At 62.0% G+C, this 24,801-nt stretch carries 21 protein-coding genes and 1 tRNA gene; 18 read left to right on the forward strand and 4 right to left on the reverse strand.

Annotated elements, in window-relative coordinates:
- Nucleotides 1-211: 211 nt before the first annotated feature.
- The 9 genes from KBW81_RS00225 (at nt 212) to KBW81_RS00265 (ending at nt 11,609) form a co-directional block, all read left to right on the forward strand.
- Complete coding sequence (locus tag KBW81_RS00225) at nt 212-1,075, forward strand: DUF481 domain-containing protein (RefSeq protein WP_090190157.1); 864 nt, start codon at nt 212-214, stop codon at nt 1,073-1,075.
- Between the two features lie 215 nt (nt 1,076-1,290).
- Nucleotides 1,291-3,249 (forward strand): AMP-binding protein, encoded by a 1,959-nt coding sequence (locus KBW81_RS00230; protein ID WP_254247956.1) that lies wholly within the window; start codon nt 1,291-1,293, stop codon nt 3,247-3,249.
- 64 nt (nt 3,250-3,313) lie between these two features.
- Nucleotides 3,314-4,132 carry an ABC transporter ATP-binding protein gene (locus tag KBW81_RS00235; RefSeq protein WP_090190153.1) on the forward strand — a complete coding sequence of 273 codons (819 nt, stop codon included), beginning with the start codon at nt 3,314-3,316 and terminating at the stop codon, nt 4,130-4,132.
- Between the two features lie 23 nt (nt 4,133-4,155).
- Complete coding sequence (locus KBW81_RS00240) at nt 4,156-5,151, forward strand: branched-chain amino acid ABC transporter permease (protein WP_090190151.1); 996 nt, start codon at nt 4,156-4,158, stop codon at nt 5,149-5,151.
- A gap of 101 nt (nt 5,152-5,252) precedes the next feature.
- Nucleotides 5,253-6,329 carry a branched-chain amino acid ABC transporter permease gene (locus KBW81_RS00245; protein ID WP_090190149.1) on the forward strand — a complete coding sequence of 359 codons (1,077 nt, stop codon included), beginning with the start codon at nt 5,253-5,255 and terminating at the stop codon, nt 6,327-6,329.
- Between the two features lie 80 nt (nt 6,330-6,409).
- Nucleotides 6,410-7,693 carry an ABC transporter substrate-binding protein gene (locus tag KBW81_RS00250; protein ID WP_090190147.1) on the forward strand — a complete coding sequence of 428 codons (1,284 nt, stop codon included), beginning with the start codon at nt 6,410-6,412 and terminating at the stop codon, nt 7,691-7,693.
- A gap of 76 nt (nt 7,694-7,769) precedes the next feature.
- A complete protein-coding gene (locus KBW81_RS00255; RefSeq protein ID WP_090190272.1) occupies nt 7,770-8,597 on the forward strand; it encodes an ABC transporter ATP-binding protein in 828 nt (275 codons plus the stop codon).
- A 110-nt stretch (nt 8,598-8,707) separates the two neighbouring features.
- A complete protein-coding gene (locus KBW81_RS00260) occupies nt 8,708-9,904 on the forward strand; it encodes a phenylacetate--CoA ligase family protein (RefSeq protein ID WP_254247957.1) in 1,197 nt (398 codons plus the stop codon).
- Nucleotides 9,905-9,926: 22 nt separating this feature from the next.
- Nucleotides 9,927-11,609: a peptidoglycan-binding domain-containing protein gene (locus tag KBW81_RS00265; RefSeq protein WP_254247958.1), complete on the forward strand. Its 1,683-nt coding sequence runs from the start codon at nt 9,927-9,929 to the stop codon at nt 11,607-11,609.
- On the opposite strand, the gene KBW81_RS00270 is transcribed toward KBW81_RS00265, so the two are convergent.
- From KBW81_RS00270 to KBW81_RS00280, 3 genes are all read right to left on the reverse strand, one after another.
- Nucleotides 11,606-12,820: a PPC domain-containing protein gene (locus tag KBW81_RS00270; RefSeq protein ID WP_254247959.1), complete on the reverse strand. Its 1,215-nt coding sequence runs from the start codon at nt 12,818-12,820 to the stop codon at nt 11,606-11,608. The genes KBW81_RS00265 and KBW81_RS00270 overlap by 4 nt on opposite strands.
- A gap of 128 nt (nt 12,821-12,948) precedes the next feature.
- Complete coding sequence (gene ykgO / locus KBW81_RS00275) at nt 12,949-13,074, reverse strand: type B 50S ribosomal protein L36 (RefSeq protein WP_072857948.1); 126 nt, start codon at nt 13,072-13,074, stop codon at nt 12,949-12,951.
- Nucleotides 13,075-13,156: 82 nt separating this feature from the next.
- A tRNA-Val gene (locus KBW81_RS00280) sits at nt 13,157-13,231 on the reverse strand.
- Between the two features lie 152 nt (nt 13,232-13,383).
- On the opposite strand from KBW81_RS00280, the gene KBW81_RS00285 reads away from it, so the two are divergent.
- Complete coding sequence (locus KBW81_RS00285; protein ID WP_254247960.1) at nt 13,384-14,238, forward strand: N-formylglutamate amidohydrolase; 855 nt, start codon at nt 13,384-13,386, stop codon at nt 14,236-14,238.
- Nucleotides 14,239-14,272: 34 nt separating this feature from the next.
- On the forward strand, nt 14,273-16,066 hold the full coding sequence (locus tag KBW81_RS00290; RefSeq protein WP_254247961.1) for an SLC13 family permease: 1,794 nt from the start codon (nt 14,273-14,275) through the stop codon (nt 16,064-16,066).
- A gap of 26 nt (nt 16,067-16,092) precedes the next feature.
- On the opposite strand, the gene KBW81_RS00295 is transcribed toward KBW81_RS00290, so the two are convergent.
- The gene (locus tag KBW81_RS00295) at nt 16,093-17,346 is read right to left on the reverse strand and encodes a DNA polymerase IV (RefSeq protein WP_090190136.1); all 1,254 of its coding nucleotides are present in this window, start codon (nt 17,344-17,346) and stop codon (nt 16,093-16,095) included.
- A 25-nt stretch (nt 17,347-17,371) separates the two neighbouring features.
- On the opposite strand from KBW81_RS00295, the gene KBW81_RS00300 reads away from it, so the two are divergent.
- The 7 genes from KBW81_RS00300 (at nt 17,372) to KBW81_RS00330 (ending at nt 24,780) form a co-directional block, all read left to right on the forward strand.
- A complete protein-coding gene (locus KBW81_RS00300) occupies nt 17,372-17,848 on the forward strand; it encodes an NUDIX domain-containing protein (RefSeq protein ID WP_254247962.1) in 477 nt (158 codons plus the stop codon).
- A 79-nt stretch (nt 17,849-17,927) separates the two neighbouring features.
- Nucleotides 17,928-19,934, forward strand: a complete 2,007-nt coding sequence (locus tag KBW81_RS00305; RefSeq protein WP_254247963.1) for a hydantoinase/oxoprolinase family protein — start codon at nt 17,928-17,930, stop codon at nt 19,932-19,934.
- A gap of 176 nt (nt 19,935-20,110) precedes the next feature.
- The gene (locus KBW81_RS00310; protein WP_090190130.1) at nt 20,111-20,455 is read left to right on the forward strand and encodes an antibiotic biosynthesis monooxygenase family protein; all 345 of its coding nucleotides are present in this window, start codon (nt 20,111-20,113) and stop codon (nt 20,453-20,455) included.
- Between the two features lie 90 nt (nt 20,456-20,545).
- On the forward strand, nt 20,546-21,148 hold the full coding sequence (locus KBW81_RS00315) for a CDP-alcohol phosphatidyltransferase family protein (protein ID WP_254247964.1): 603 nt from the start codon (nt 20,546-20,548) through the stop codon (nt 21,146-21,148).
- 21 nt (nt 21,149-21,169) lie between these two features.
- Nucleotides 21,170-22,366: an ABC transporter substrate-binding protein gene (locus KBW81_RS00320; RefSeq protein ID WP_254247965.1), complete on the forward strand. Its 1,197-nt coding sequence runs from the start codon at nt 21,170-21,172 to the stop codon at nt 22,364-22,366.
- 94 nt (nt 22,367-22,460) lie between these two features.
- Nucleotides 22,461-24,152 carry an ABC transporter permease gene (locus KBW81_RS00325; protein WP_254247966.1) on the forward strand — a complete coding sequence of 564 codons (1,692 nt, stop codon included), beginning with the start codon at nt 22,461-22,463 and terminating at the stop codon, nt 24,150-24,152.
- A complete protein-coding gene (locus KBW81_RS00330; protein ID WP_254247967.1) occupies nt 24,145-24,780 on the forward strand; it encodes an ATP-binding cassette domain-containing protein in 636 nt (211 codons plus the stop codon). The genes KBW81_RS00325 and KBW81_RS00330 overlap by 8 nt, the downstream gene beginning before the upstream one ends.
- The last annotated feature ends 21 nt before the right edge of the window (nt 24,781-24,801 follow it).

The following is a 24,801-nucleotide window of genomic DNA, read 5'->3' on the forward strand; positions in this document are numbered from 1 at the left end:
GTTGATTATTTTGAACACGGGCCCGTGATAATTTTTATTTCGTTTAAAATCAGCGCGCTAGCATGCGCTGATTTTAGCGCATGTCACAAAAACCATACAATCCTTGCTGCACAGCAGCAAAATGAGCAAGGGATCTCGAACTTTTGCAGGGTGCAGCGCATTTAGCAGTCACACCCGCAGTGCTGCGGGACCACAGAATAAGGATTTCGCCATGACCAAGACAGTCAACATCTTCGTCGTTGCCGCTGCTGCAGCTACGATTGCCGGCGCTGCCGTCGCACAAACCACCACCTTCAGCAACGAAGACGCCGCTGCAGACCAGTTCGACGACCTGCAAGAGCAGATCGCTGACGATGCAGAGCGTGACGTTGGCCGTTTTGGCAACGAAGGCCGCGTTGTTGGTTCGTACGGTTCGGTCGCACTGCGCGCCACCGCTTACAATGACGACAACGGTTCCGCTGAAGGCACCGGCGACGACAATGCAAACGTCGGCCTGGGCCTGCGTTACGGCACATTCGACGGCGTGAACGGCATCGACGTGACCGCAGCCTATAACTACTCCGAAGACAACGGCGACGAGTCGCAGAACCAGCTGCTGCTGGGCGCTGACTACCGCCGCGATTTCGGCCCAAAGTACTTTGGCTACGCCAAGCTGGACGCGTCCCAAGACCGCGCTGCTGAGAACCTGGACGACAACTACATCGACGTGTTCGTCGGTGCAGGCCTTGGCTACCGTATCCTGAACGATGCAACCAGCCAGTGGTCCATCCAGGCAGGCCCCGGCTACCGTTACACCGAGACCGTTGCAGGCGACGACAACTCCGAAGTTGCTGCGTCGATCTCGTCCAACTACTACCGTTCGCTGAGCGCCACGTCCTACGTCACCAACGACACCGACGTGATCTACTCGGAAACTTCGACCCTGCTGACCAACGACCTGGCACTGAACGTTGCAATGACAAACTCCCTGTCGCTGCGCACGTCGCTGTCCACGTCCTTTGACGACGCAGTCGATGACTCCTTCGGCGACGCATCCAACACCCTGGGTGTGGCAGTCGTTTACAACTTCAACTAATACTTCGGATTGCATTCCAAGATATTGCTGAAGACGGGCGGTGGCGAAAGCCACCGCCCGATTTCGTTTGCGGGTCTGTTTTTGAAAGAAATGAACAACCGTTCATAAAATATTTGACGCAGGGCATTTGACCTCTCAGTATGGTGATGAAGATGCGGCGCGGGGAGGCGTTGCATTGACGGTTTGGGCAAACCCGAACCGAGGGAGGGGAATCCATGGCATCTGCTGCGTCTGGCGCTGCACCTGTTTCTATTCCGCATCTGCTAGCGCGCAACGTCGCGCAACATGGCAGCAAGGCGGCATATCGTGAAAAAGAATTCGGGATCTGGCAAAGCTGGACCTGGTCAGAGGCTGCGGCCGAAATCGACGCGCTGGCCCTTGGCCTGCTCGAGATGGGGGCCAATGTCGGCGATCATATCGCCGTTTCAGGCCGCAACCGTCCGGCCCTGTATTGGGCCATGGTTGCCGCGCAGAAAATCGGCTGCATTCCGGTGCCCCTGTATCAAGAAGCCGCGGTGGAAGAGATCGCCTATGCGCTGGAACATTCCGGTGCGCGATTTGCTGTCGTTGGCGATCAGGAGCAGGTCGACAAGCTGACCGATGCCAGCACTGACAAGATCACGCTGGAGCATATCATTTACCTCGATGGGCGCGGGCTGCGCCGTTATGATCACAACGTCATGACGTCCTATGCCGACGTGCAAGAGCGTGGCCGCGCATCAAGCCGCAAGGCTGAAATGCAGGCCCGGACCGACGCGCGCACCTATGACGACACCTGCGTGATGCTTTATACCTCTGGCACGACCGGGCGCCCCAAAGGCGTCGTGCTGTCGAACCGCAATGTGATCGAGACATCCAAGAACTCCTCTGAATTCGATCATCTGCGCGCGGGCGACGAGGTGCTTGCCTATCTGCCGATGGCTTGGGTTGGCGATTTCATCTTTTCCGTGGGTCAGGCGATGTGGACGGGGTTCTGCGTGAATTGCCCCGAAAGCGCCGACACTATGCTGACCGACCTGCGCGAAATCGGGCCGACCTATTTCTTTGCCCCGCCCCGCGTGTTCGAAACGCAGCTGACGACCGTGATGATCCGCATGGAAGACGCGAGCAAGATCAAGAAGCGTCTGTTCGATCATTACATGGCCATCGCGCGCCGCGTCGGCCCTGATCTGCTGGACGGCAAGCCCGTCGGCCTGATGGATCGCATCCGTTACGGCCTTGGTAATCTGCTGATCTATGGTCCGCTGAAAAACACCCTTGGCCTATCCCGCGTGCGCGTCGGCTATACCGCCGGAGAGGCGATTGGCCCCGAGATTTTCGATTTTTATCGCAGCCTCGGTATCAACCTCAAACAGCTTTACGGTCAGACCGAAGCTACCGTTTTCATCACTCAGCAACCTGACGGCGAAGTCCGGTCCGACACGGTCGGCGTGCCGTCACCGGGGGTCGAACTGCGGATCTCGGAGAATGGGGAAGTCTTCTATCGGTCCTCTGGCACCTTCGTGGAATATTACAAGAACCCCGAAAGCACCGCGTCGACCAAAGATCCCGAAGGCTGGGTCGCCACGGGCGACGCTGGCTTCATCGAGGAAAGCACCGGCCATCTGCGCATCATCGACCGTGCCAAGGACGTGGGCAAAATGGCCGACGGTGCAATGTTCGCGCCTAAGTACGTCGAGAATAAGCTGAAGTTCTATCCCAACATCCTGGAGGCCGTCGTCTTTGGCGCGGGCCGCGATCGCTGCACCGCGTTCATCAATATTGACCTGACCGCGGTGGGCAACTGGGCAGAGCGGAACAACATCGCCTATTCGTCCTATCAGGAACTGTCCCAGCATCCTCAGGTTTTGGAACTGGTCGCAAGCCATGTGAATGATGTGAACGCCAGCATCGCGGATGATCCCATGCTGGCGGGTTGCCAGATCCACCGCTTTCTTGTGCTGCACAAAGAATTGGACGCTGACGACGGCGAAATGACCCGGTCCCGCAAGGTGCGCCGCGCCGTTGTGGGCGACAAATTCGCCGACCTGATCACCGCGCTTTATGACGGATCGCCCGAAATCTACACCGAGACTGAGGTCACTTATGAAGACGGCCGCAAGGGCGCGATCAAGGCGACTTTGGTGATCTGCGATGCCGTCGTCACTGCGCGTCGCCAGATGGCCGCGGAATGATGGCGGTGTCTGGGCAGTGCCTGCGGCGCGAGTACTTTAAGCAAGATGATGCCGGGAGAAGCGCATGAAAGATACGGTTGCGCCATACACGACTGCTGACGGGCGTCAGATTGGCGATGTCCTGATGGACATGCGCGGGATTACGCTGCGCTTTGGCGGGGTCGAGGCGATCAAGGACATCAGCTTTGACATCCGCGAAGGCGAAATTCGCGCGATTATTGGTCCGAACGGGGCCGGAAAATCGTCGATGCTGAACGTGATTTCAGGTTTCTATAATCCGCAAGACGGCGAGGTTTGGTTCCGCGGCGCAAAGCGTCCGCCGATGAAGCCCTATCAGGTCGCGCGGCAGGGCATTGCCCGCACGTTCCAGAATATCGCGCTGTTTGATGGCATGTCGGTGCTCGACAACATCATGACGGGCCGGCTGACGCATATGAAAAGCGGGCTGCTGGCGCAGGCGGTCTGGAAAGGCCGGGCCGAGCGCGAAGAGGTGGAAAACCGCGCTGTGGTCGAACGGATCATCGACTTTTTGGAAATTCAGGCGATCCGCAAGACGCCCGTTGGGCGCCTGCCTTATGGTCTGAAAAAGCGTGTCGAGCTGGCCCGCGCGCTGGCAGCAGAGCCGAAACTGTTGCTGCTGGACGAGCCGATGGCCGGCATGAACGTCGAGGAAAAAGAGGACATGAGCCGCTTTATTCTAGATGTGAACGACGAATTTGGCACCACGATTGCCTTGATCGAACATGACATGGGCGTGGTTATGGACCTGTCTGACCGGGTGGTCGTCATGGATTACGGCCGCAAGATCGGCGACGGCACCCCGTCAGAAGTGCGCAACAATCAAGAAGTGATCGACGCTTATCTGGGGGTCGCCCATGACTAAGACCATGACTGAAGGAGCAAGCAATGTCCGCTGATTTTCTGTATGGTGTGGAAGTTGTCATCAACGGCCTGATGTCAGGCGTGCTGTATGCGCTGGTCGCGCTAGGTTTCGTTCTGATCTTTAAGGCGTCAGGTATTTTTAATTACGCCCAAGGGGTTATGGCGCTGTTTGCGGCCTTGACGCTGGTCGGTGTGATGGAAGGGCAGGTGCCGTTTTCGCATATCATCAACGCGACCTTTGGCACAGATATTCACCACTTTGGCTGGCATGTGCCGGCGCTGCTGGCGATTGCGCTGACACTGGTCGTCATGATCGCCTTTGCATGGATGGTGCATACTTTTGTGTTCAAGCATCTGGTCGGGCAAGAGCCGATCATCCTGTTCATGGCAACCATCGGTCTGGCGTATTTCCTAGAAGGCATCGGCGATCTGATGTGGGGGTCTGACATCAAGACGCTGGACATCGGCATCCCGCAGGGCGGGTCGATGTGGGTCGAGAATATCTCGGTCCATCTGGGCGGCGAAGATTTCTATGGCTTCTTTATCGACAAGCTGGACATCACCGCCAGCATCGTCGCTGCGATCCTTGTGATCGGTCTGATCGTCTTTGCGCAATACACCAAGCAGGGCCGCGCGATGCGGGCCGTGGCCGACGATCATCAGGCGGCGCTGTCGGTCGGGATTTCGCTGAACTTTATCTGGATTCTGGTCTGGTCGCTGGCGGGCATGGTGGCACTGGTCGCGGGTGTGATGTGGGGCGCGAAGTCCGGCGTGCAGTTTTCGCTGTCGCTGATCGCGCTGAAGGCGCTGCCGGTGCTGATGCTGGGCGGGTTTACGTCGATCCCCGGCGCCATCGTGGGCGGGCTGATTATCGGCGTGGGCGAGAAGCTGTTCGAATTCATGATCGGCCCGATGGTCGGGGGCGCCACCGAGAACTGGTTCGCCTATGTGCTGGCGCTGATCTTTCTGGTGTTCCGCCCGCAAGGCCTGTTCGGGGAGCGGATCATTGAACGTGTGTGACCGTGCAAGCGCCCGCGTGAGGCTCTGCCTCACGGCGCCCGCCCGCCCGGCCACGCTGGCCTGCGGCGCAGGTATTTGGAACCAGAAGAAGGGGACGCATCATGCTGTATCGTGAGGCCGGTGATTTTAAGACGAGCTATGCCGCGGATAGCCAGACCTTTCCGATCAAGTTCGACCGGTGGCGCTATTGGGTTGTGCTGGCCGTCGCTTGGCTGGTGATCCCATTTTTCATCAACGATTATTGGGCAAACGCCATTCTGGTGCCGTTCCTGATTTATGCGATTGCGGCGATCGGGTTGAACATTCTGACAGGCTATTGCGGGCAGGTGTCGCTGGGCACGGGCGGGTTCATGGCCGTGGGCGCATATAGTGTTTACAAGCTGATGACGTCCTTTCCCGATGTCAGCATTCTGATCCATGTCGTGCTGGCCGGGTTCATCACGGCTGCGGTCGGTGCTGCGTTTGGCTTGCCGTCGTTGCGGATCAAGGGGTTCTACCTTGCTGTCGCGACGCTGGCCGCGCAGTTCTTTCTGGTGTGGCTGTTCAATAAGGTGCCGTGGTTTTACAACTACTCTGCCTCTGGCCAAATTTCCGCGCCGGAGCGGTTTATCGGCAATATTGCTGTCACTGGGGCCGAAACGACGCCTTGGGCGCAGTATTTGATCTGTTTGTTCTTTGTGACGCTTTGCGCCCTGCTTGCGCGCAATCTGACGCGAGGCTCTTTGGGGCGGCAATGGATGGCGATCCGGGACATGGATATCGCGGCCGAGATTATCGGAGTTGATCCGCTCAAGGCGAAGCTGACGGCGTTTGCGGTGTCATCCTTCTTTATCGGGATCGCGGGGGCGCTGTTCTTTGCAGTGTATCTGGGCGCGGTCGAGGTCGGCGAAGCCTTTGGCATCCAGAAATCGTTCCTTGTGCTGTTCATGTGCATCATCGGCGGTCTTGGCAGCATCTTTGGCAGCTTTGCCGGGGCGGCGTTCCTTGTGCTGCTGCCTGTCGCACTAAAGGTGCTGGGCGTTGATATTCTGGGATGGCCAAGTTCCACCGTCGCGCATCTACAACTTGTTGCCGTGGGCGGGTTGATCATGTTCTTCTTGATCAAGGAACCGCACGGCTTGGCGCAACTGTGGCGCGTCGCAAAGGAAAAGCTGCGGATGTGGCCGTTCCCTTACTAAATACCGGGCGGGGTCATCCCCGCCGGGCAAAGCCGGAACGCATTCCGGCGCATCGATCAATCTTTGGGAGGAGACTTGAGATGAAAATGAAGACATTTGCCACGGCGGCATTGGCCGGGCTTTTGGCCAGCGGGCCTGCACTGGCCGAACTGGTCCTGCCGGATCTAAGCTATCGCACCGGCCCCTATGCCGCCAATGGCACGCCGTTTTCCGACGGTTATCAGGACTACCTGAACCTGCTGAACGCCCGTGATGGCGGCATCGGCGGCGAGATGATCCGCATTGATGAATGCGAGACCGCCTATAACACCGAAAAAGGTGTGGAATGCTACGAGGCGACCAAGGGCGACAACGCGCTTGTTTATCAGCCGCTGTCCACTGGCATTACCTATCAGCTGATCCCCAAGGCGACCGCTGACACCATCCCGATGCACACGATGGGCTACGGCCGCACGTCCGCCGCAGCAGGCGAGACTTTCCCATGGGTCTTTAACTATCCGGCGACTTATTGGGACGCGGCATCTGTCGCGGTGAATTATCTGCTAAGCGAGAACGGCGACGATCTGTCCGGCAAGACGATCGCGCTGATCTACCACAACTCTGCTTATGGCAAAGAGCCGATCCGCACGCTGGAAGCGCTGTCAGAAAAGCATGGCTTTAAGCTGACGCAGCTGCCGGTTGATCCTCCGGGTCAAGAGCAGAAGTCGCAGTGGCTGCAGATCCGCCGCGAGCGTCCTGACTATGTCATCATGTGGGGCTGGGGCGTACAGAACCAGGTCGCCATCCAAGAGGCCGCGAACGTAGGCTATCCGATGGATCAGTTCATCGGCAACTGGTGGGCCGGCGCAGAGCCTGACGTTCTGCCCGCAGGCATGGCAGCTGACGGTTATAAGTCGCTGAACATGAACCGCATTCAGGACTACCCTGTGCTGGATGAAATCCGCACGCAGGTTATCGATGCGGGCAACGGTGCTGGCGACGGATCGAACATTGGCCAAGTGCTGTACGTGCGCGGCATGTATGCAGCGATGCTGGCGGCTGAATCGATTGCCAAGGCGCAAGAGCTGGCTGGTACATCCGCCGTGACACCCGCGCAGGTGCGCGATGGCATGGAAGCGTTGGAAATCACCAACGCCCGCATGGCTGAACTGGGCATGGAAGGCATCGGGCCAGAGTTTTCTGTCTCTTGCCAGAACCACTCTGGTTCGGGTGAAGGTCTGGTCCAGCAGTGGAACGCGACCGACAAGGTCTGGGTGCCGCTGACTGACTTTATCGCGCCCGATAAGGACGTGATTGACCCGCTGATCGCAGAAGACGCCGCCGCCTATGCGGCAGAGAACGGCATCACGCCGGGCTGTCTGTAAGACATATCGGGCGGCCCTTTGCGGGGCCGCCCGGTTTTTGAGTATTTTAGGCAAGATGATGCAGGGGGGCACCGCCATGCTGGATAACACCGGGACCGAGACTGAGACCTTGCTGGACGTCAGCAATATCGAGGTGATCTATAATTCCGTCATCCTTGTGCTGAAAGGCGTCAGCCTGAAGGTGCCCAAGGGCGGGATTACGGCCCTTTTGGGCGGCAATGGCGCGGGCAAGACCACGACGCTCAAGGCGATTTCGAACCTGCTGCATTCCGAACGCGGCGCGGTGACCAAGGGCACGATCACCTATCGCGGCGAGCGGGTGCAGGAACTGTCGCCAGAGGCGCTGGTCAAACGCGGCGTCATTCAGGTCATGGAAGGGCGTCATTGCTTCGAGCATCTGACCATCGAAGAAAACCTGATGACCGGTGCTTATACGCGCGGTGATGGTAAGGGCGCTGTCAGCGCCGATCTAGAGATGGTCTATAACTATTTTCCGCGCTTGCGCGAGCGGCGCAAGAGCCAGGCGGGCTATACCTCTGGCGGGGAACAACAGATGTGCGCGATTGGCCGTGCGCTAATGTCCCGGCCTGAAACGATCCTGCTGGACGAGCCGTCGATGGGACTTGCGCCGCAGCTGGTGGAGGAAATCTTTGGCATCGTCAAAGATCTGAACGAGCGCGAAGGCGTCAGCTTTCTGCTGGCAGAGCAGAACACCAACGTCGCGCTGCGCTTTGCTCACCACGGGTATATCCTCGAATCAGGCCGCGTCGTCATGGAAGGCCCGGCAGCAGAGCTGCGTGAAAACCCCGATGTGAAGGAATTCTATCTGGGTGTATCCGACGAAGGCCGCAAATCATTCCGCGATGTGCGCAGCTACCGCCGGCGCAAGCGCTGGTTGGCGTGATCCGCATCGCCTGACACCCCCACGTTATTGTATAGCGACGGCCGACGTCCCTAGATCTGAACTGTCCGGGGCGGCACAGTGTCGTCACCCACCGGACAGGAGAGACCGTGATGACCGCCCCATACGACAATCTGGAAACCCGTGACGCCAAGACCCGTGCGACTGCACAGCTTGCGGGCCTTCAAGAGCAGATTAAGCGGGTGGAGGACACTCCGGGCTCTTGTCTGGCGGGCGGGCAGGTGGACCAGTTAGGTGACCTGCCCCGCCTGCCGGTGCTGCGCAAATCGCAGCTTGTCGATTGGCAGCGGGACAATCCGCCCTTTGGCGGCATTCCAGTGCAGAATATCACGCATATCTTTCAATCCCCCGGTCCGATTTATGAACCGGGCGGCAGCAGCCACGACTGGTGGCGCTTCGGCCGCTTTTTGCATGCCTGCGGGATTGGTGCTGGCGATGTGGTGCAGAACTGCTTTGGCTATCACCTGACCCCCGCTGGCACGATGTTTGAAAACGGCGCGCGTGCGGTGGGCGCGGTTGTGGTGCCTGCTGGCACCGGGCAAACCGAGTTGCAGGTGCAGGCCGCCGCCGCCGCTGGTGTTACCGCCTATGCTGGCACGCCGGATTACCTGAAGGTGATCTTGGAAAAGGCCGACGCGATGGGCGTGACCCTGAACATCACCAAGGCCGCCGTGTCAGGCGGCGCGCTATTCCCGCAACTGCGCCAATACTATGCGGATCGCGGCATCGCCTGCCTGCAATGCTATGCCACCGCCGATCTGGGCATGATCGCCTACGAGACGTCCCCCACCAGCGGTATGATCGTCGACGAAGGTGTGATTTTGGAAATCTGCACCCCCGGCACCGGTGATCCCGTCCCGTCAGGAGAGGTCGGCGAGGTGATTGTCACCACCCTGAACCCTGATTACCCCCTGATCCGCTTTGCCACCGGCGATCTCAGCGCCGTGATGGATGGCCAATCACCTTGCGGGCGCACCAATATGCGCATCAAGGGTTGGATGGGCCGCGCGGATCAAACGACCAAGATTAAAGGCATGTTCGTGCGTCCCGAACAGGTCGCGGCGCTGGTCACGGCCCTTGGCGCGGACCGCGCGCGGGTAATCGCGGACCGGGACGGCGATGCCGATACTTTGATCGTGCAGATCGAAGGTGCGGGTCTTGACCCTGATGCCGCCGCAAGCGCAATCAAAGACATCCTCAAGCTGCGCGGCGACGTGACGTTTCACGCTGCTGGCAGTCTGCCCCGCGACGGCCTCGTGATCGAGGATCGTAGGACATACGACACCTAAAGCCCCTGTAAGGACCATTCCCATGCGCCAATTGTTGCTGTCTTCCGTTTTGTTCTGTGCCGCGTCCCTTGCGCAGGCGCAGGATGCGGCCTTGATCGTCGGGATCACCGATTATGCCGCGCTGCCTGATGTCACCGGCGGGATCGAGGTCGCGCAGGCCGGCGCGGCGCTAAATACGGCGGGCTTCCGTGTCTTCGGATCTGGGAACGGGGCTACGGACAGCACAGCGGTGCAAGGGCAGGGCAACGCCTTTGCTGCGCTATCGCCGGATGCCGACCGCATGGTCGTGGTGCTGGCGGGGCAGTTCGTGAATGACGGCACGCGCAGTTGGCTGCTGACCGCAGATTCGCCCCAGCCCGCGCCCTTTACCGTGGGGCAGCGGTCCTTGTCGGTGGAAACCGCGATGATGCTGCTCGCGCAGACCCCCGGATCGGCGGTGCTGGTGTTGGGCGAGCAAGACAGTGATGCCGATATCGCCGGGCCGGGCCTGCTGTCAGGCATCGGTGATCTGACGATCCCCAGCGGCGTTACCGTTGTGCGCGGTGATGTGGCCGCAGCCCGCAACCTGCTACGCGATGTGATCGCTGTGCCGGGCGGTGATGTGATCGCGGCTGTACGTAAATCAAAAAGCCTGACCGCCAGTGGCTTTGTGCCCGGTCGGTTGGTGCTGGTGCCTAGCGGCCAAGCGCCCAGCGCACCTGTTCCGCAGGCCACCAATGATGTTGTCACTGGCGTGACCGCGGATCTAGCCACCATGTTTGAAGGGTCCGCATGGGAGCAGGCCCGCAAAACAGACACCCAAGCATCCTATGCCGCCTATCTGGACCGCTTCCCGAACGGGGCCAATGCGGGCGATGCTGTTGCGCGCTTGCAAGCTTTGCGCGATCCCAACCTTGCGCTCAAACAGGCAGAGGACGACCTGAAGCTTCCCGTTGAGGCGCGCCGCGCCGTGCAGCGTAATCTGCAAGTGCTTGGCTTTGACACACGCGGCATCGACGGTATCTTTGGACCCGGCACACGCGGGGCCATTAAGACGTGGCAGGGCCAGAACAATACGGCCCAGACCGGGTACCTGACGGCAGATACAATTGGTCGGATCAACGATCAGGCCGCCCGCCGCGCCGCAGAACTGGAACTGCAAGCAGAGCAGCGCCGCGCCGCCAATCGGGCGGCGGACCGCACCGATTGGGAACGGACAGGCGCGACGGGAACCGCCGCGGGATTACGTGAATATCTGGAAAAACATCCTGACGGCCAATTCGCTGAACAGGCGCGCGCCACGTTGTCAGACAAGCGGCAGCAAAGCCGCGCTGCCGCTGCGGCTGCTGATCGCGAATTTTGGGACCGCATGGTCGCAGCTGACAATGTGGCCGCCTATAATCGCTACCTTGATGAACAGCCAAAGGGCGCGTTCCGCGATGAGGCCTCAGCGCGTATTCGGCAACTTCAGCAGGCCGTCGCCGCGCAGCAAGATAACTCTGCCGCCGCCGCAACAGAGCGGCAGCTTGCCCTTGACCCGATCAGCCTGCGCTTGGTCGAGGCGCGGCTGCAGCAACTTGGCCTACAGCCGGGGGCCGTGGACGGCCGGATCGACGCTGATACCCGCGGCGCGATCCGCCGGTATCAGCGTGACCGCCAGCTGACCGCCAGCGGTTATCTAGATCAGGCGACGGTGTCGCAGATGCTGACCGACGCTTTTCGTTAAGGGGCGGGGATAAACCGTTCGGCCAGCAGGCGGACGAACCCGCTCTGGTCGCCGACCTGTTTGACGCCGACCAGATAGGTGCCGGGCAAGGTGCGGGCGACCAAGCGGGCGTCCGTGCCGTCGCCGCCATCGTCATCCTGCGCGATCTCGCGGCCCAGATCGTCGTACATCACCAGCCACGGATCGCCTTCTGATCCGCTGGAAATCGCCTCGATCAACAACAGGCCCGGCGCGTCGAGCGTCAGGCTGAACCACGTCGCATCGCCAGAGATTTGCTCGTCGCGGCGCAACCGGTTCGGCAGTGCGCCCAAGTCGGTGATGGCGACAGAGCCATCCATCGGCGGCGCGGCTTCGCCTTGGGCGAACAGATTGGCCAGCGCAGCAGCCGCGTCATAGGCGCTGACGGCGACATCAATCGGCAGGTCGCGGTCGCTGATCGCATCCAGCGCGATGCAATAGGTGCCAGCCGCCAACGGTGTCGACGCATCAATGCGGGAATTCAGCCCGTCGAAGTCGTCGTTTTCGCCAACGGTTTCGTCGTCCGGCCCGATCAGGGTCAATGTCGGGTCAGCCTCTGCGTTATCGGCGGTCACGCTGATCGCAGCGGGGGCATCTAGCGTGAAACGGGTGAAACCCGCCTCTGCCGCGCTGCCCTGATAGGACAGGCCGTCTGCGCCCATGACGCCCAGATCACGCCCATCAGCACAGCTTTGCACCCGTTCTGCAGACGGCCCGCCATCGGGCGCGTCGTTTGCGCCGGTTGTCAGCGCTTCCATGTCAATGCGGCCAACGCGGACAAAGGCGGTCATGGGCGAATCGTCAAAGCTGCGCACCACGGCGCAGTATTCGCCGGGCTCTAGCGTCGTCTCAATCCGCGATGCGCCATTGCCGCCCGAATCGTCGTCAGTGGCAACTTCCGTGCCGTCCGGCCCCAGCAGCGTTAGCGTTGGGTCACCATTGCCTCGGCCTGCGGCCTCGATCCGAACCTCGGTCGCCTCGCTGAGGCTGAACAGTCCGACAAAGCGGTTGCCGTTCAGCACCAGCGCCATTTGCTCGCCAAAGCTGTCCGCAGTGGCGATGTCCGATGTCTCGGCCGTGCCGCCGATCCACTGGCCGCCCGTGCCTGCCTCGCCGCAAAAGGTGTCCTGCGCAGCGGCAGGGGCCGCGATTAGTGTGGCAAGGGCGGCAAAGCCTAGGCGAAATTTTGGCATGGATCATGGCCTTCGATAAAGGAAAATCAATTACCTTAACCTAGGACAGACCGCAGGCAGGACGCCACCCCAAACGCAAAAGGCCGCGCCCAAATGGGCACGGCCTTTGCATCGATAGAAAACCGATATTAGCCCTGACGGGCTTTGAACCGGGGTTGTGTCTTGTTGATAACGTAGACACGGCCCTTACGGCGCACGACGCGGCAATCGCGGTGGCGCTGCTTGAGCGAGCGGAGGGAGTTGCGTACTTTCATATTGAAAGGCTCCTCTTGTCGCGGCGCGGCGGTTGCGCCTTGGGTTAAAATAAGGGGACCATTGCTGGCCCCCCGCGAATTCTGGTGGACGATACTGGGATCGAACCAGTGACCCCTTCGATGTCAACGAAGTGCTCTACCGCTGAGCTAATCATCCATTCCGTTTGCTGTTTGCCTGTGCCCCTGAGTGAACAAGTGCGCGGGCAGAACCGCGTCGGGTAGGCGGTCTATAAAAGGATCATTCGGGGGGATCAAGGCCTTTTGGTGTTTTCTATAAACGCGCTATCTTTGACCCGAACAGGAGCAGCCATGACCCACCCCGCATACGACCTTTACAGCCCTTCCGAGCGGTCCACCTGCGTGGTTTTTGCGTCGCCCCATAGCGGAAGAGCCTATCCTGCTGCGTTTTTAGCGCAATCAAAGCTGAATAGCGATGCGATCCGATCGTCCGAAGATGCCTATGTTGACGACCTGTTTGCAGGTGCTCCCGGGCACGGCGCGCCCCTGATTGCCGCCCGCACGCCGCGTGCCTATGTCGATTTTAATCGCGCACCCGAAGAATTAGACCCCGCTTTGATCGATGGCGTGCGCCGAATCTCGTCCAATCCCCGAGTCGCAAGCGGTCTGGGCGTGATTCCCCGCGTTGTTGCGGGGGGCCGGGTGATTCACGACGGCAAGATCACGCTGGAACAGGCGCATGCGCGGATCACGCAGCATTGGCGCCCCTGGCATGACCGTTTGCAAACGCTGCTGGACGAATCAGCGCGGCTGTTCGGCCAGTCCGTGCTGATCGACTGCCATTCCATGCCGCACGAGGCGCTGGACAATATCACCGGCCCGCGCCCTGACGTTGTGATCGGCGACCGCTTCGGCGCATCCGCCAGCCCCGCGCTGGTGCACGAGGTCTGTGAAGCCTTTACGGCCGCCGGTCTGCGCTGCGTGCGCAATGCGCCGTTTGCCGGGGCTTATGTCGCGCAGCACTACGGCAAACCCGCCCGCCGCCAGCACGCGGTCCAGATCGAGATTGACCGCGCCCTTTATATGAACGAGCAGACGCTGCAAAAGCGTGACGATTTCGACGACCTGCGCCGCCTTCTGGACGGCGTCATCGTCCGGATTGCCGCCGCTGGCGCAGCAGACGACCATGCACTTGCGGCTGAATAAATAGTAACCGTTTCCCCTCTTTTCGATGGACCCCATGACCGATTTCATCCCTGCCGACTGGGCGCCCTTGGTGGCGCTGGGCCTTTTGGTGTTGCTGCTTGTGACCTTTATCTGGGAAAAGTACCCGCCAGAGGTGACAGCCGCCGGCGCTGCCGCGTTGTTCATCGTCCTTGGGCTGGTGCCCGTGGATCAGGTGCTTGGCGTCTTCTCAAACTCCGCCCCGATCACCATTGCTGCGATGTTCGTGCTGTCTGGCGCCTTGGTGCGCACGGGCCTGCTAGAGGAGCTGTCGAACCGTATCATCACCCTCGCCGGGCAACGCCCTTTCGTCGCTGGCGCGGCTTTTGTCGCGGCGACGGTCATCGGCTCTGCCTTCGTGAACAATACCCCCATCGTGCTGGTGCTGATTCCTGTGGTGATCCGGTTGGCCCGCTCGCTTGGCATCGCCGAAACCCGCCTGCTGATCCCGCTGTCCTATGTCGCCATCCTTGGCGGGACGCTGACCCTGATCGGGACCTCGACGAACATTCTGATTTCGGGCGTCGCAACGGATCAAGGGCTAGAGGCGTTCGGCATCTTTGAAATCATGCCCGTCGGCCTGATCGCCATCGCAACTGGTCTTGCGACCCTTGCGGTGCTGGGCCCGCTGCTGTTGCCCGCCCGGCGCGGTACGATGGACAACACCGCCAAAGACGATTCCGTCTACCTGACAGAGGTCCGCGTGACCGAAGATTTCGCCAGCCTTGGCAAGCTGCTGCCCGAAGTCGTGGTCTTTTCCCACGCCGGCGTTCAAGTCACAGCTATTCGCAAAGGCGGCCGTCTGCGCCGCGATGGATTGGACACTCACGAGGTCAGCGCGGGCGATGAAATCGTCATCCGCGCCAGCATGTCCGAACTGCTCACCCTGCACGGCGTCCCCGGCCTTGTCACCGGCTATCGCCGCGGCGCCGCCCCCACGGGTGCCCCCGATGGCGATCTGGTCATCGCCGAGGCGATGGTGACCGGCGGCAGCCGCGCTGGCAGTCAGACCCTTGATCAAATGTCGATCGGCTATCGCCATGGCATGCGCGTGCTGGGTGCATACCGGCACGGCCACCAGATGGGCCCGGACCTGCGCAGCGCCCGTCTGCGCGCCGCCGATTCCTTACTCCTCGAAGGCACGCAAGGCGCGTTTGAACAACTGTCCAGCGCAGGTGACATGATGACCGTCACGCTGTCCTCTGGCCGGGCTTACCGCCGTGGCCGCGCCCCGATTGCCCTGCTGGCCCTACTCGCCGTTGTCGGCCTCGCTGCGCTTAACGTCGCCCCCATCGCGATTGTGTCGCTGGTCGCTGTCGCGCTGATCCTGATCCTGCGCTGCATCGATAGCGAAGAGGCATGGGGTGCCATCGACGCCCAGATCCTCGTGCTGATCTTTGCGATGCTGATCGTCGGTGTCGGCCTTCAGGAAACCGGTGCAGTGCAGCTGATCGTCGATACCCTCGCCCCGGTGCTGGACGGCCTGCCGCCGATCCTGCTGCTGGCTGCGATCTATGCGGTGACGTCGATCCTGACAGAAATGGTGACGAACGCTGCCGTCGCCGTGATCCTGACTCCCATCGCCGTGGGGCTTGCGGCGCAAGCAGGCATTGATCCGCGTCCCTTGGTCGTGGCGGTGATGTTCGGTGCTTCTGCCAGCTTTGCCACGCCCATCGGCTATCAGACCAACACGCTGGTTTACGGTGCCGGGGACTACCGCTTTACGGACTTTCTTAAGATTGGTGTGCCGATGAACCTGATCGTGGGTGCCGCCTCTGTCATCGCGATCCCGCTGTTCTTTCCGTTCTAGGCGCAGCCCAAAGGACGTTTCAGCCCCTACCGCAAGGCGCGGCCTTTGATAATGGCCGCGTCGCCAAAGCGTCCCCGGATCGCATCTGCCGCCCGCTCTGCGCGGATGCGCTTGTCGGCGCCGGGGTCCAGCAGATCGGCGGTCAAATCCGCCTCGGTTCCCGGCGTCAGCTCGGACAACCCGACACCCAGCAAACGATAGGTTGGATGCGGGGCTGCGGCGTCAAACAGACCGCGCGCCGTGCGGTATATCGTGTCGGCAATCTGCGTCGGATGCCGCAGCGACTGCCGCCGGGTGATCAACCCGTGATCGCTGCGCTTTAGCTTCAGCGTCACCACACGCCCGGCGATATCCTTGGCCTTGGCGCGGGAACTGACCTTTTCCGCCATGCGCCAGATATGCCCGTCAAGGATGTCGACATCCTTTGTATCCTCGTGAAACGTCGTCTCATTCGACAGCCCGCGCACGGGCGTATGGGCACTGATCCGCCGCCCGTCTTCGCCGCGGGCAAGCTGCCACAACCGATCCCCCATGCCGCCAAAGCGGTCATTCAGATCGCGCCGGTCCCAGCGCAGCAGATCATCAAACGTGCGAATCCCAGCGCTGGCCAGACTTTCCTGCCCCACTGCGCCAATCCCCCAGATCAGCCGCACCGACTTGGGCCGCAGAAATTCTGTCGTCTCCGCCGCGCCGATCAGGGAAAACCCGCGCGGTTTATCCAGATCAGACGCAACCTTGGCCAGAAACTTGTTGTGGCTCAGTCCGATAGACCCGGTCAGCCCCAGCTCGTCCTTCATCCGCTTGACCAGCCGCGCCAGCATCACCGCAGGCGGCGCACCGTGCAGGCGGGCGGTGCCCGTCATGTCCAAAAACGCCTCATCCAGGCTCAGCGGCTCCACCACCGGTGTCAGCTCATCCATCAGCACGCGGATCGCGCGGCTGGCTTCAACATAGGCCTCGAACCGCGGCTTCACGATCACCGCATCAGGGCACAGCTTCAGCGCCTGAAACATCGGCATGGCCGATTTCACGCCCCTGATCCGCGCCACGTAACACGCCGTCGACACCACGCCGCGCCGCCCGCCGCCGATAATGACAGGCTTATCGGCAAGCGCCGGGTTGTCGCGCTTCTCGACGCTGGCGTAGAATGCGTCGCAGTCCATGTGGGCGATTGTCAGGTCGAACAGCTCTGGGTGCGACGTCACACGCGGGCTGCGGCAAGCCGGACACCGCCGTGCGGTGTCAAAGGTCGTCAGGCAATCGCGGCAAAGACTTGGCATACAGTTAGAATAAGGGGTGCGGGCGATGGTCACAACGCCGGTTGATGCACAAAGCAGCGACGACTTTGACGGGGCCAAGGTCGCGCTGTTTCTGGGTGATCAGTTGATCGTCATCCGCCGCGATAAAAAACCAGACATTCCCTATCCCGACATGTGGGATTTCCCCGGCGGCGGCCGCGACCCCGGAGAGACCCCGTTTCAAACCGTCGCAAGAGAGACGCAGGAAGAGGTCGGCCTGATCCTGCCCCCGGCGGCCGTCATCTGGCAACGCCGCGAACGCCGCGCCTCTGACGGCCTGATCATCTGGTATTTCGTTGCCCGCTTGCCCGCTTCGGCGCAAAACGATGTCATATTCGGCGACGAAGGCCAGTTCTGGCGCATGGCCTGCGTCGACACGGTCCTGCAATGGCCCGACGTCGCAGGCGCATTGCAAGATCGCCTTGCGCTGTGGCGCGCGGGCGCTCCGGCCAGCGACCCCGCGCTTGCCGGTCTGCCAAGTTGATGCGGCCCGTGTGCGATTGGGGCTAGAAGGCCAGCCTGCCGGGGCGCTACACCCAAGCCGCAAGTAAAAGGGGCAGGCCATGGGCTATCTACTCGGCGTCGATACCGGCGGCACCTATACCGACGCCGCCGTGCTGGACGGCGATGCGACCCTCGTGCTGGCGAAAGCCAAGGCGCTGACCAGCCGTCCCGATCTGGCGATCGGCGTCGCTGGTGCCATCGACGCCGCCATCGCCATGGCGGGTATCGCGGCCACTGACATTGACGTCGTCTCCCTCTCGACCACCCTCGCCACCAATGCGCTGGTCGAAGGGCAGGGGGGCCGTATCGCCCTGATTTTCATCGGCTTTGACGCGCAGGAACTAACCCGCGCTGGCCTGCAAGACGCCCTGCGCGGCGACCCCGTGATCGCCCTGCCCGGCGGCCATACCCACGCCGGGACCGAAGCCGCGCCTTTCGACACAGACGCCCTGCGCACCGCCCTGCAGGACCTGCCGCCCGTCACCGGATTCGCCGTCGCCGCCAGCTTTGCCACCCGCAATCCGGCCCATGAAATTGCCGCCGCCGATCTGATCCGCACCGCCACTGGCCTGCCGGTCACCTGCTCGCACGAACTCTCTGCCGCGCTGGGCGGGCCGAAGCGCGCCCTCACCGCCGTGCTCAACGCCCGCCTCATCGGCATGATCGCGGGGCTGATTACCGCCGTCGAAGCGCACCTGACCGCCATCGGTGTGACCGCCCGCCTGATGGTCGTGCGCGGCGATGGCGCCCTGATTCCCGCCGACATGGCCCGCACCCGCCCGATCGAGACGATCCTCTCCGGCCCCGCCGCCTCTGTCGCAGGGGCCGCTTGGCTGACACAGCAGCGCGATGCGCTGATCTCTGACATCGGCGGCACCACGACGGACATCTGCCAATTACAAAACGGAGCCCCCCGCATTGACCCGCAGGGCGCAATGGTCGGCGGCTTTCGCACAATGGTAGAGGCTGTGGCCATGCGCACATGGGGCCTTGGCGGCGACAGCGCCGTCAGCGTTGTGCCCGGTTTGGACGGTGCCCTGCACCTCGGCCCGCGCCGCTTGATGCCGATCTCTTTGCTGGCGCAGACACACCCCGATCTGGTGCACCCCGTGCTTGACCGCGCCCTTGCCCAAGACGGCCCACCGCTGGATGGCGGTCAATTCGCCGTGCCGCTCTGGCACCACCTGCCGGGCAATCTGGACAAGCGCGAAGCCATCGTCGCCGAACGCCTCGCCGCTGGGCCTGCGCGCATGGGCGATGTGGTCACAACGCGCCTCGACCAACCCGCGCTCATGCGCCTCGTCACGCGCGGCCTTGCCATGATCGCTGGCGTCACCCCGTCCGACGCGGCCCATGTCCTTGGCCTGACCGATCAATGGGACGCAGGTGCGGCGACCAAAGCGCTCACCCTCTTCACCCGCACCCGGCGCGGCGACGGCCAGCGCATCGCCACCGATGCCACCAGCCTCGCCCAGACCATCATCGCCCAAGTCACAACGCAAACCGCTGATTGCCTGCTGCAAGCCGCCTTCGCCGACGACACCCGCGACTGGGGCGAGGTCACGCCAGAACGCCTTGCCGCTCACCCGCTGACGATGGCGGGCCTCGACCGGCACAAAGGGCTGATCAAGACGCAACTGTCTCTTGGCGTGCCCGTCATCGGCCTCGGCGCTTCTGCCGCCAGCTACTACGGCGCGGTGGGCGATCGCCTTGGGACGCAGATGATTGTGCCAGACCACGCCGATGTCGCCAACGCCATCGGCGCCGTCGTCGGCCAGGTCGTCATGCAAGCCAGCGGCACCATCACCGCCCCCGGCGCGGGCCGCTTCACCGTCCACACCGATGAGGCCCCGCAAACCTTCCCGACCTCAGCCGCCGCCCTTGGCGCCCTCGAATCCAGCCTGACCGCCACCGCGACCGCCCGCGCAGCACAGGCCGGCGTCACCGATCCACAAATCACCATCACCCGCGACATCAACGCCGCCTTGATAGAGGGGCAAGAGATGTTCTTTGGCGCGGACCTACGCGTCACCGCCCGCGGCCGCCCCCGGATCGCCCGGTCATAGCTTCTTCTCGTCCCAAATATCCCGCAGGGGCGGGGGCTGGCCCCCTTCACCTTTCCGCCTAAGACCTTCTTCTGGTCAAAAATACCTCGGGGGGCGGCGCAGCGCGCCGGGGGGCTGGCCCCCCTCTACCCTTTCCCGCTAGCATGACCGCCAATGCCCAAACCCAAAGGCCTGCCATGATCGCTGTCATCTTCGAAGTCCTGCCCCACGCAGACAAGCGCGACGCCTACCTCGCCATGGCCGCCAAAATGCGCCCGCTGGTCGAGCAGATCGATGGTTTCCTGTCCGTCGAGCGTTTCCAGTCCATCACAAACCCGGACAAACTTCTCTCCATCAGCTTCTTCCGGGACGAGGCCGCATTGGAAGAGTGGCGCAAACTCACGGCCCACCGCGGTGCCCAATCCGCTGGCCGGACAGAGATGTTCGCCGATTACCGCATCCGCGTGTGCGGCGTCATGCGCGACTACAGCATGACCGACCGCGCAGAGGCCCCCACCGACAGCCGCGCCCTGCACGATTAACACCATTTCACTGCGTCACGTTGCTGTCAGGCGGATTGCAAGGCCCAGGCGGCTGCGTCAAAACAGATCAACCCGTACAAGGCTGCTGATATGCTCGACCGCACTGCCCGCCAGCTGATCGACCCGCCGCTGAACCGGCTGGGCCGCGCTCTGGCAGCGCGTGGTTGGACGGCGAACACCGTGACGCTGCTGGGGTTTGCGCTGGGCCTGATGGCCGCCGCGATGATCGCCTTTGGCGCACCGCTGCTGGCGCTGATCCCGCTGCTCGCTAGCCGCCTTGCTGACGGTCTGGACGGCGCCGTCGCCCGCGCAACCCAGAACACCGATTTCGGCGGTTACCTTGATATCGCGTGCGATTTTGCTTTTTACGCCGCTATTCCGCTCTCTTTTGTGTTCCTGAATGATGCCAACGGCCTCGCCGGTGCTTTTCTGCTCGCGTCCTTCTACATCAATGGCACCAGTTTCCTAGGCTATGCCATCCTTGCGGAAAAGCGCGGGATCACGACGCAGGCGCAGGGCATCAAATCGCTCTACTACTCCAACGGCCTGCTCGAAGGGACCGAGACGATTGTCTTCTTCGTCTTGCTTTGCCTGTTTCCTGCTGCCTTTGCCCCGCTGTCTTGGGTCTTTGGCGCGTTATGTCTTGTGACAGCCGCCTTGCGTATCTACGGCGCGTCCAAGCTCTTCACTTGATCCCTCTTTGAAAGGACCGACATGAAATCTCTCGCCCTTCTGGCCGCCATGGCCTTGCCACTTGCGGCCCACGCGCAAACCGACCCCGCCGATTGGGATGCGGTCACCGCCGCCGCCAAGGGGCAGACTGTCTATTGGAACGCTTGGGGCGGGTCGACGACGACCAATGATTTCATCGCTTGGATCGGCGCAAAGGTGCAGGACGAATACGGCGTGACGCTGGAACACGTCAAACTGACCGACACCGCCGACGCCGTGACACGCGTGCTGGCCGAAAAGCAGGCAGGTACCGATACGGACGGCGCGATCGATATGATCTGGATTAACGGCGCGAACTTTGCCGCAATGAAGGACGCAGGCCTGCTGTTCGGCCCCTTCGCAGAGCAACTGCCAAACTGGCAATACGTCGATGTCGACGGCAAAACCGTGCAGACCGATTTCACCGTCCCCGTCGAAGGCTTTGAATCCCCTTGGGCCATGGCGCAGGTCGTGTTCGACTATAACAGCGAGGTGCTGGAGCCGATGGGCTCGATGCAGGCGATCCTTGATTGGTCCACCGCAAACCCCGGTCGCTTTACCTATCCGCAGCCGCCAGACTTCCTTGGCACGACGTTTCTGAAGCAGGTGCTGGTCGATACGCTGGTTGATGCCAGCGTGCTGCAACAGCCCGCGACGGACGACAATTACCAGCAGGTGACAGCACCGCTTTGGGCCTACCTTGACGCGCTGACCCCAACCTTGTGGCGTCAGGGCCGCGCCTATCCTGCGACCGGCACCGCCATGTTCCCGCTGATTGCGGATCGTGAAATCGACTTGTCGATTTCCTTCAGCCCGGGCGCAGCCACCGCAGCGATCGCCAATGACGAACTGCCCGACACCGTGCGCACCTTCGTGCTGGACAAGGGCACCATTGGCAACGCGTCCTTCGTCGCGATCCCCTACAACTCTGGCAGCTTCGAGGGCGCGATGGTCGTCGCCAACGCTTTGCTTTCGCCAGAAGCGCAGGCGCGCGCGCAGGACCCGAACATCCTTGGTTACGGCACCGTGCTGGCCATGGATAAACTGGACGCAGACCAAAAGGCGCTGTTCGATGCCCTCGACCTGGGTATCGCCACCCTCTCGCCAGAGGAGCTTGGCACCGTTCAGGCAGAGCCGCACCCAAGCTGGATGACCCGCATCAGCGACGATTGGACAGCCCGCTACGGCGTGGCGCAGTAAACTTGTCCAAGCGGCTACCATCTTTCAGCCCTCAGCGCCCTCCCGTAAACCGGAGGGCGCTTTTGCCTTTATCCGCGCCGGGCAGGATCAGCGTATGAAGAACCGCGTCCTTCCCGTTGTACCCGCGCTGACGCTGCTTGTGATGCTTGGCCCTGTGCTGGCGGGACTTTACGGCACAGTGCTGCCCGCCTTTGGTCACCTGCCTGCCGCCGGACTGGTGGGGCCGAACCTAGACGCCTTTCGCGCACTGCTTGATTGGCCGGGCCTGCCGCGCAGCGTGATGCTGTCCCTGACGACGGGGATCGGCACGACGGTGATCGCGCTTGCGCTTGTCATGCTACTGGTCGCGGGCTTGTCCGGTACCCGCGCCTTTCGCGCATTGGAACGCCTGCTGTCCCCGCTGCTGAGCGTGCCGCACGCCGCTGCGGCCTTTGGCCTCGCGTTTCTGATCGCGCCGTCGGGGTGGATTGCCCGGCTGTTGTCGCCCGGCATCACTGGATGGACCAATCCGCCTGACTGGCTCATCGTGCAAGACCCGCTTGGCCTGACCCTGATGCTGGGGATGGTGGTTAAGGAAATGCCATTCCTGCTGCTGATGACCCTTGCCGCGCTGGGTCAAACCGACGCCGCCCGCGCCCGCGCGATTGCATCGGCCCTTGGCTATGGTCGCACGACAGGTTGGCTCAAGACCGTTTTCCCAAGGGTCTATGCCCAAATCCGCCTGCCGGTTTACGTTGTGCTGGCCTACGGGATGAGCGTCGTTGACGTCGCCCTGATCCTTGGCCCTAACACCCCGCCGCCGCTGTCCGTGCAGATCGTCCGCTGGATGGGCGAGCCTGACTTTACCGCCCGCCTGCTCGCCAGCTCTGCCGCGCTTTTGCAACTGGCGCTGGTCGTGGGTGCGTTGCTGTTCTGGCGTCTTGGCGAAATCATCGTCGCCGCCCTTGGCCTGCGTTGGATTACCAGCGGCCATCGCGGTGCATCCGACGCGCCCCTGCGCATCGCCGCGTTGTCGGCTGCGTCCATTGCGGCGCTGTCGATCTTGTTGGGTCTTGTCGTGCTGGCCGTCTGGTCGTTTTCCGGTTTCTGGAGCTTTCCAAACGCGCTGCCTGATGCCTTCTCTCTCAAGACTTGGATGCGCCAGTCGACTGGCGTGCTGGACGCGCTGGGCGAGACCGCTTTGATCGCTGGCAGCGTTACCCTGCTGGCGCTGATCCTGACCATCGGCTGCCTAGAGGCCGAGTATCGCCAGCGCCGTAACCTGACGCAGCGCGGTTTATTGCTGCTGTATTTGCCACTGCTGATCCCGCAGACTGCATTCCTGCCGGGCCTGCAATCGCTGCTGCTGAATGTGGGGGCCGATATCGGACGCGCCCCTGTCATGCTGGCGCACTTGGTTTTCGTACTTCCCTATGTGTTTCTGTCCCTCGCCGATCCGTTTCGCGCTTGGGATTCCCGCAACGCCAGCGTCGCTGCCGCCCTTGGGGCTAGTCCCGACGGCATCCTTTGGCGGGTGCGCTTGCCGATGTTGCTGCGGCCAGTTCTGACAGCGGTTGCCGTCGGATTGTCGGTCAGCGTTGGGCAATACCTGCCGACCCTGCTGATCGGCGGCGGCCGTGTCGCGACCCTGACGACCGAGGCTGTCGCCCTCACATCTGGCGGGGACCGGCGGGCGATAGCTGTTTGGGGCCTGATGCAAACCGGTGCGGCGCTTGTGCCATTCGCGCTGGCCCTGATCATCCCCGCGTTGGTCTGGCGTAACCGAAAAGGACTAAGCCATGGATAAGGGCCTGACCCTAGACCGCATCGCCGTTTTCAAAGACGGCAAGCCGTTGGTGGCGCTGGACCATCACATCGCGCCCGGCGAGGTGCTAAGCGTGATGGGCCCGTCGGGCATCGGCAAATCGACACTGCTGTCTGTGGTCACAGGTACCTTGCCGCGGGCCTTCAGCTTTACCGGACGGGTGCATCTGGACGGACGCGACATCACCGACGCCGCCCCGCAGCGCCGGATGGTCGGCATCTTGTTTCAGGACGATCTGCTGTTCCCGCATTTGTCTGTCGGTGCGAACCTTGCCTTTGGCCTGCGCCCCGGCGGCACCCGTGCCGCGCGGCAGAACCGGATCGAGGATGCCTTGGCCGAAGTTGATCTGGCAGGCTTTGCGAACCGTGATCCTGCGACGCTTTCTGGCGGGCAAAAAGCGCGGGTTGCGTTGATGCGGATGCTACTGGCAGAGCCTTGCGCCTTGCTGCTGGACGAAGCCTTTGGCCGGCTTGACACGGCGCTGCGGGCGCAGGTGCGCGATCTGGTTTTTGCCCGCGCCCGCAGTCGCGCCCTGCCCGTCCTGATGGTCACCCATGATGCCCAAGATGCAGAGGCCGCAGGCGGAGAGGTTGTGACCCTTGGCACCTAGCCCTGCGGGCAGCGCTATCGG

The organism is Loktanella salsilacus (assembly GCF_024206795.1).
GTDB lineage: Bacteria > Pseudomonadota > Alphaproteobacteria > Rhodobacterales > Rhodobacteraceae > Loktanella > Loktanella salsilacus.

Excerpts from the sequence above, each read along its gene's own strand:
- KBW81_RS00225 (WP_090190157.1), top strand. The coding sequence starts at position 212 with ATGACCAAGACAGTCAACATCTTCGTCGTTGCCGCTGCTGCAGCTACG.
- KBW81_RS00300 (WP_254247962.1), top strand. The coding sequence starts at position 17,372 with ATGGTCACAACGCCGGTTGATGCACAAAGCAGCGACGACTTTGACGGG.
- KBW81_RS00270 (WP_254247959.1), bottom strand. The coding sequence starts at position 12,820 with ATGCCAAAATTTCGCCTAGGCTTTGCCGCCCTTGCCACACTAATCGCG.
- KBW81_RS00250 (WP_090190147.1), top strand. The coding sequence starts at position 6,410 with ATGAAAATGAAGACATTTGCCACGGCGGCATTGGCCGGGCTTTTGGCC.
- KBW81_RS00265 (WP_254247958.1), top strand. The coding sequence starts at position 9,927 with ATGCGCCAATTGTTGCTGTCTTCCGTTTTGTTCTGTGCCGCGTCCCTT.
- KBW81_RS00310 (WP_090190130.1), top strand. The coding sequence starts at position 20,111 with ATGATCGCTGTCATCTTCGAAGTCCTGCCCCACGCAGACAAGCGCGAC.
- KBW81_RS00290 (WP_254247961.1), top strand. The coding sequence starts at position 14,273 with ATGACCGATTTCATCCCTGCCGACTGGGCGCCCTTGGTGGCGCTGGGC.
- ykgO (WP_072857948.1), bottom strand. The coding sequence starts at position 13,074 with ATGAAAGTACGCAACTCCCTCCGCTCGCTCAAGCAGCGCCACCGCGAT.
- KBW81_RS00235 (WP_090190153.1), top strand. The coding sequence starts at position 3,314 with ATGAAAGATACGGTTGCGCCATACACGACTGCTGACGGGCGTCAGATT.
- KBW81_RS00325 (WP_254247966.1), top strand. The coding sequence starts at position 22,461 with ATGAAGAACCGCGTCCTTCCCGTTGTACCCGCGCTGACGCTGCTTGTG.
- KBW81_RS00255 (WP_090190272.1), top strand. The coding sequence starts at position 7,770 with ATGCTGGATAACACCGGGACCGAGACTGAGACCTTGCTGGACGTCAGC.
- KBW81_RS00315 (WP_254247964.1), top strand. The coding sequence starts at position 20,546 with ATGCTCGACCGCACTGCCCGCCAGCTGATCGACCCGCCGCTGAACCGG.
- KBW81_RS00245 (WP_090190149.1), top strand. The coding sequence starts at position 5,253 with ATGCTGTATCGTGAGGCCGGTGATTTTAAGACGAGCTATGCCGCGGAT.
- KBW81_RS00285 (WP_254247960.1), top strand. The coding sequence starts at position 13,384 with ATGACCCACCCCGCATACGACCTTTACAGCCCTTCCGAGCGGTCCACC.
- KBW81_RS00320 (WP_254247965.1), top strand. The coding sequence starts at position 21,170 with ATGAAATCTCTCGCCCTTCTGGCCGCCATGGCCTTGCCACTTGCGGCC.
- KBW81_RS00305 (WP_254247963.1), top strand. The coding sequence starts at position 17,928 with ATGGGCTATCTACTCGGCGTCGATACCGGCGGCACCTATACCGACGCC.
- KBW81_RS00260 (WP_254247957.1), top strand. The coding sequence starts at position 8,708 with ATGACCGCCCCATACGACAATCTGGAAACCCGTGACGCCAAGACCCGT.
- KBW81_RS00240 (WP_090190151.1), top strand. The coding sequence starts at position 4,156 with ATGTCCGCTGATTTTCTGTATGGTGTGGAAGTTGTCATCAACGGCCTG.
- KBW81_RS00330 (WP_254247967.1), top strand. The coding sequence starts at position 24,145 with ATGGATAAGGGCCTGACCCTAGACCGCATCGCCGTTTTCAAAGACGGC.
- KBW81_RS00230 (WP_254247956.1), top strand. The coding sequence starts at position 1,291 with ATGGCATCTGCTGCGTCTGGCGCTGCACCTGTTTCTATTCCGCATCTG.
- KBW81_RS00295 (WP_090190136.1), bottom strand. The coding sequence starts at position 17,346 with ATGCCAAGTCTTTGCCGCGATTGCCTGACGACCTTTGACACCGCACGG.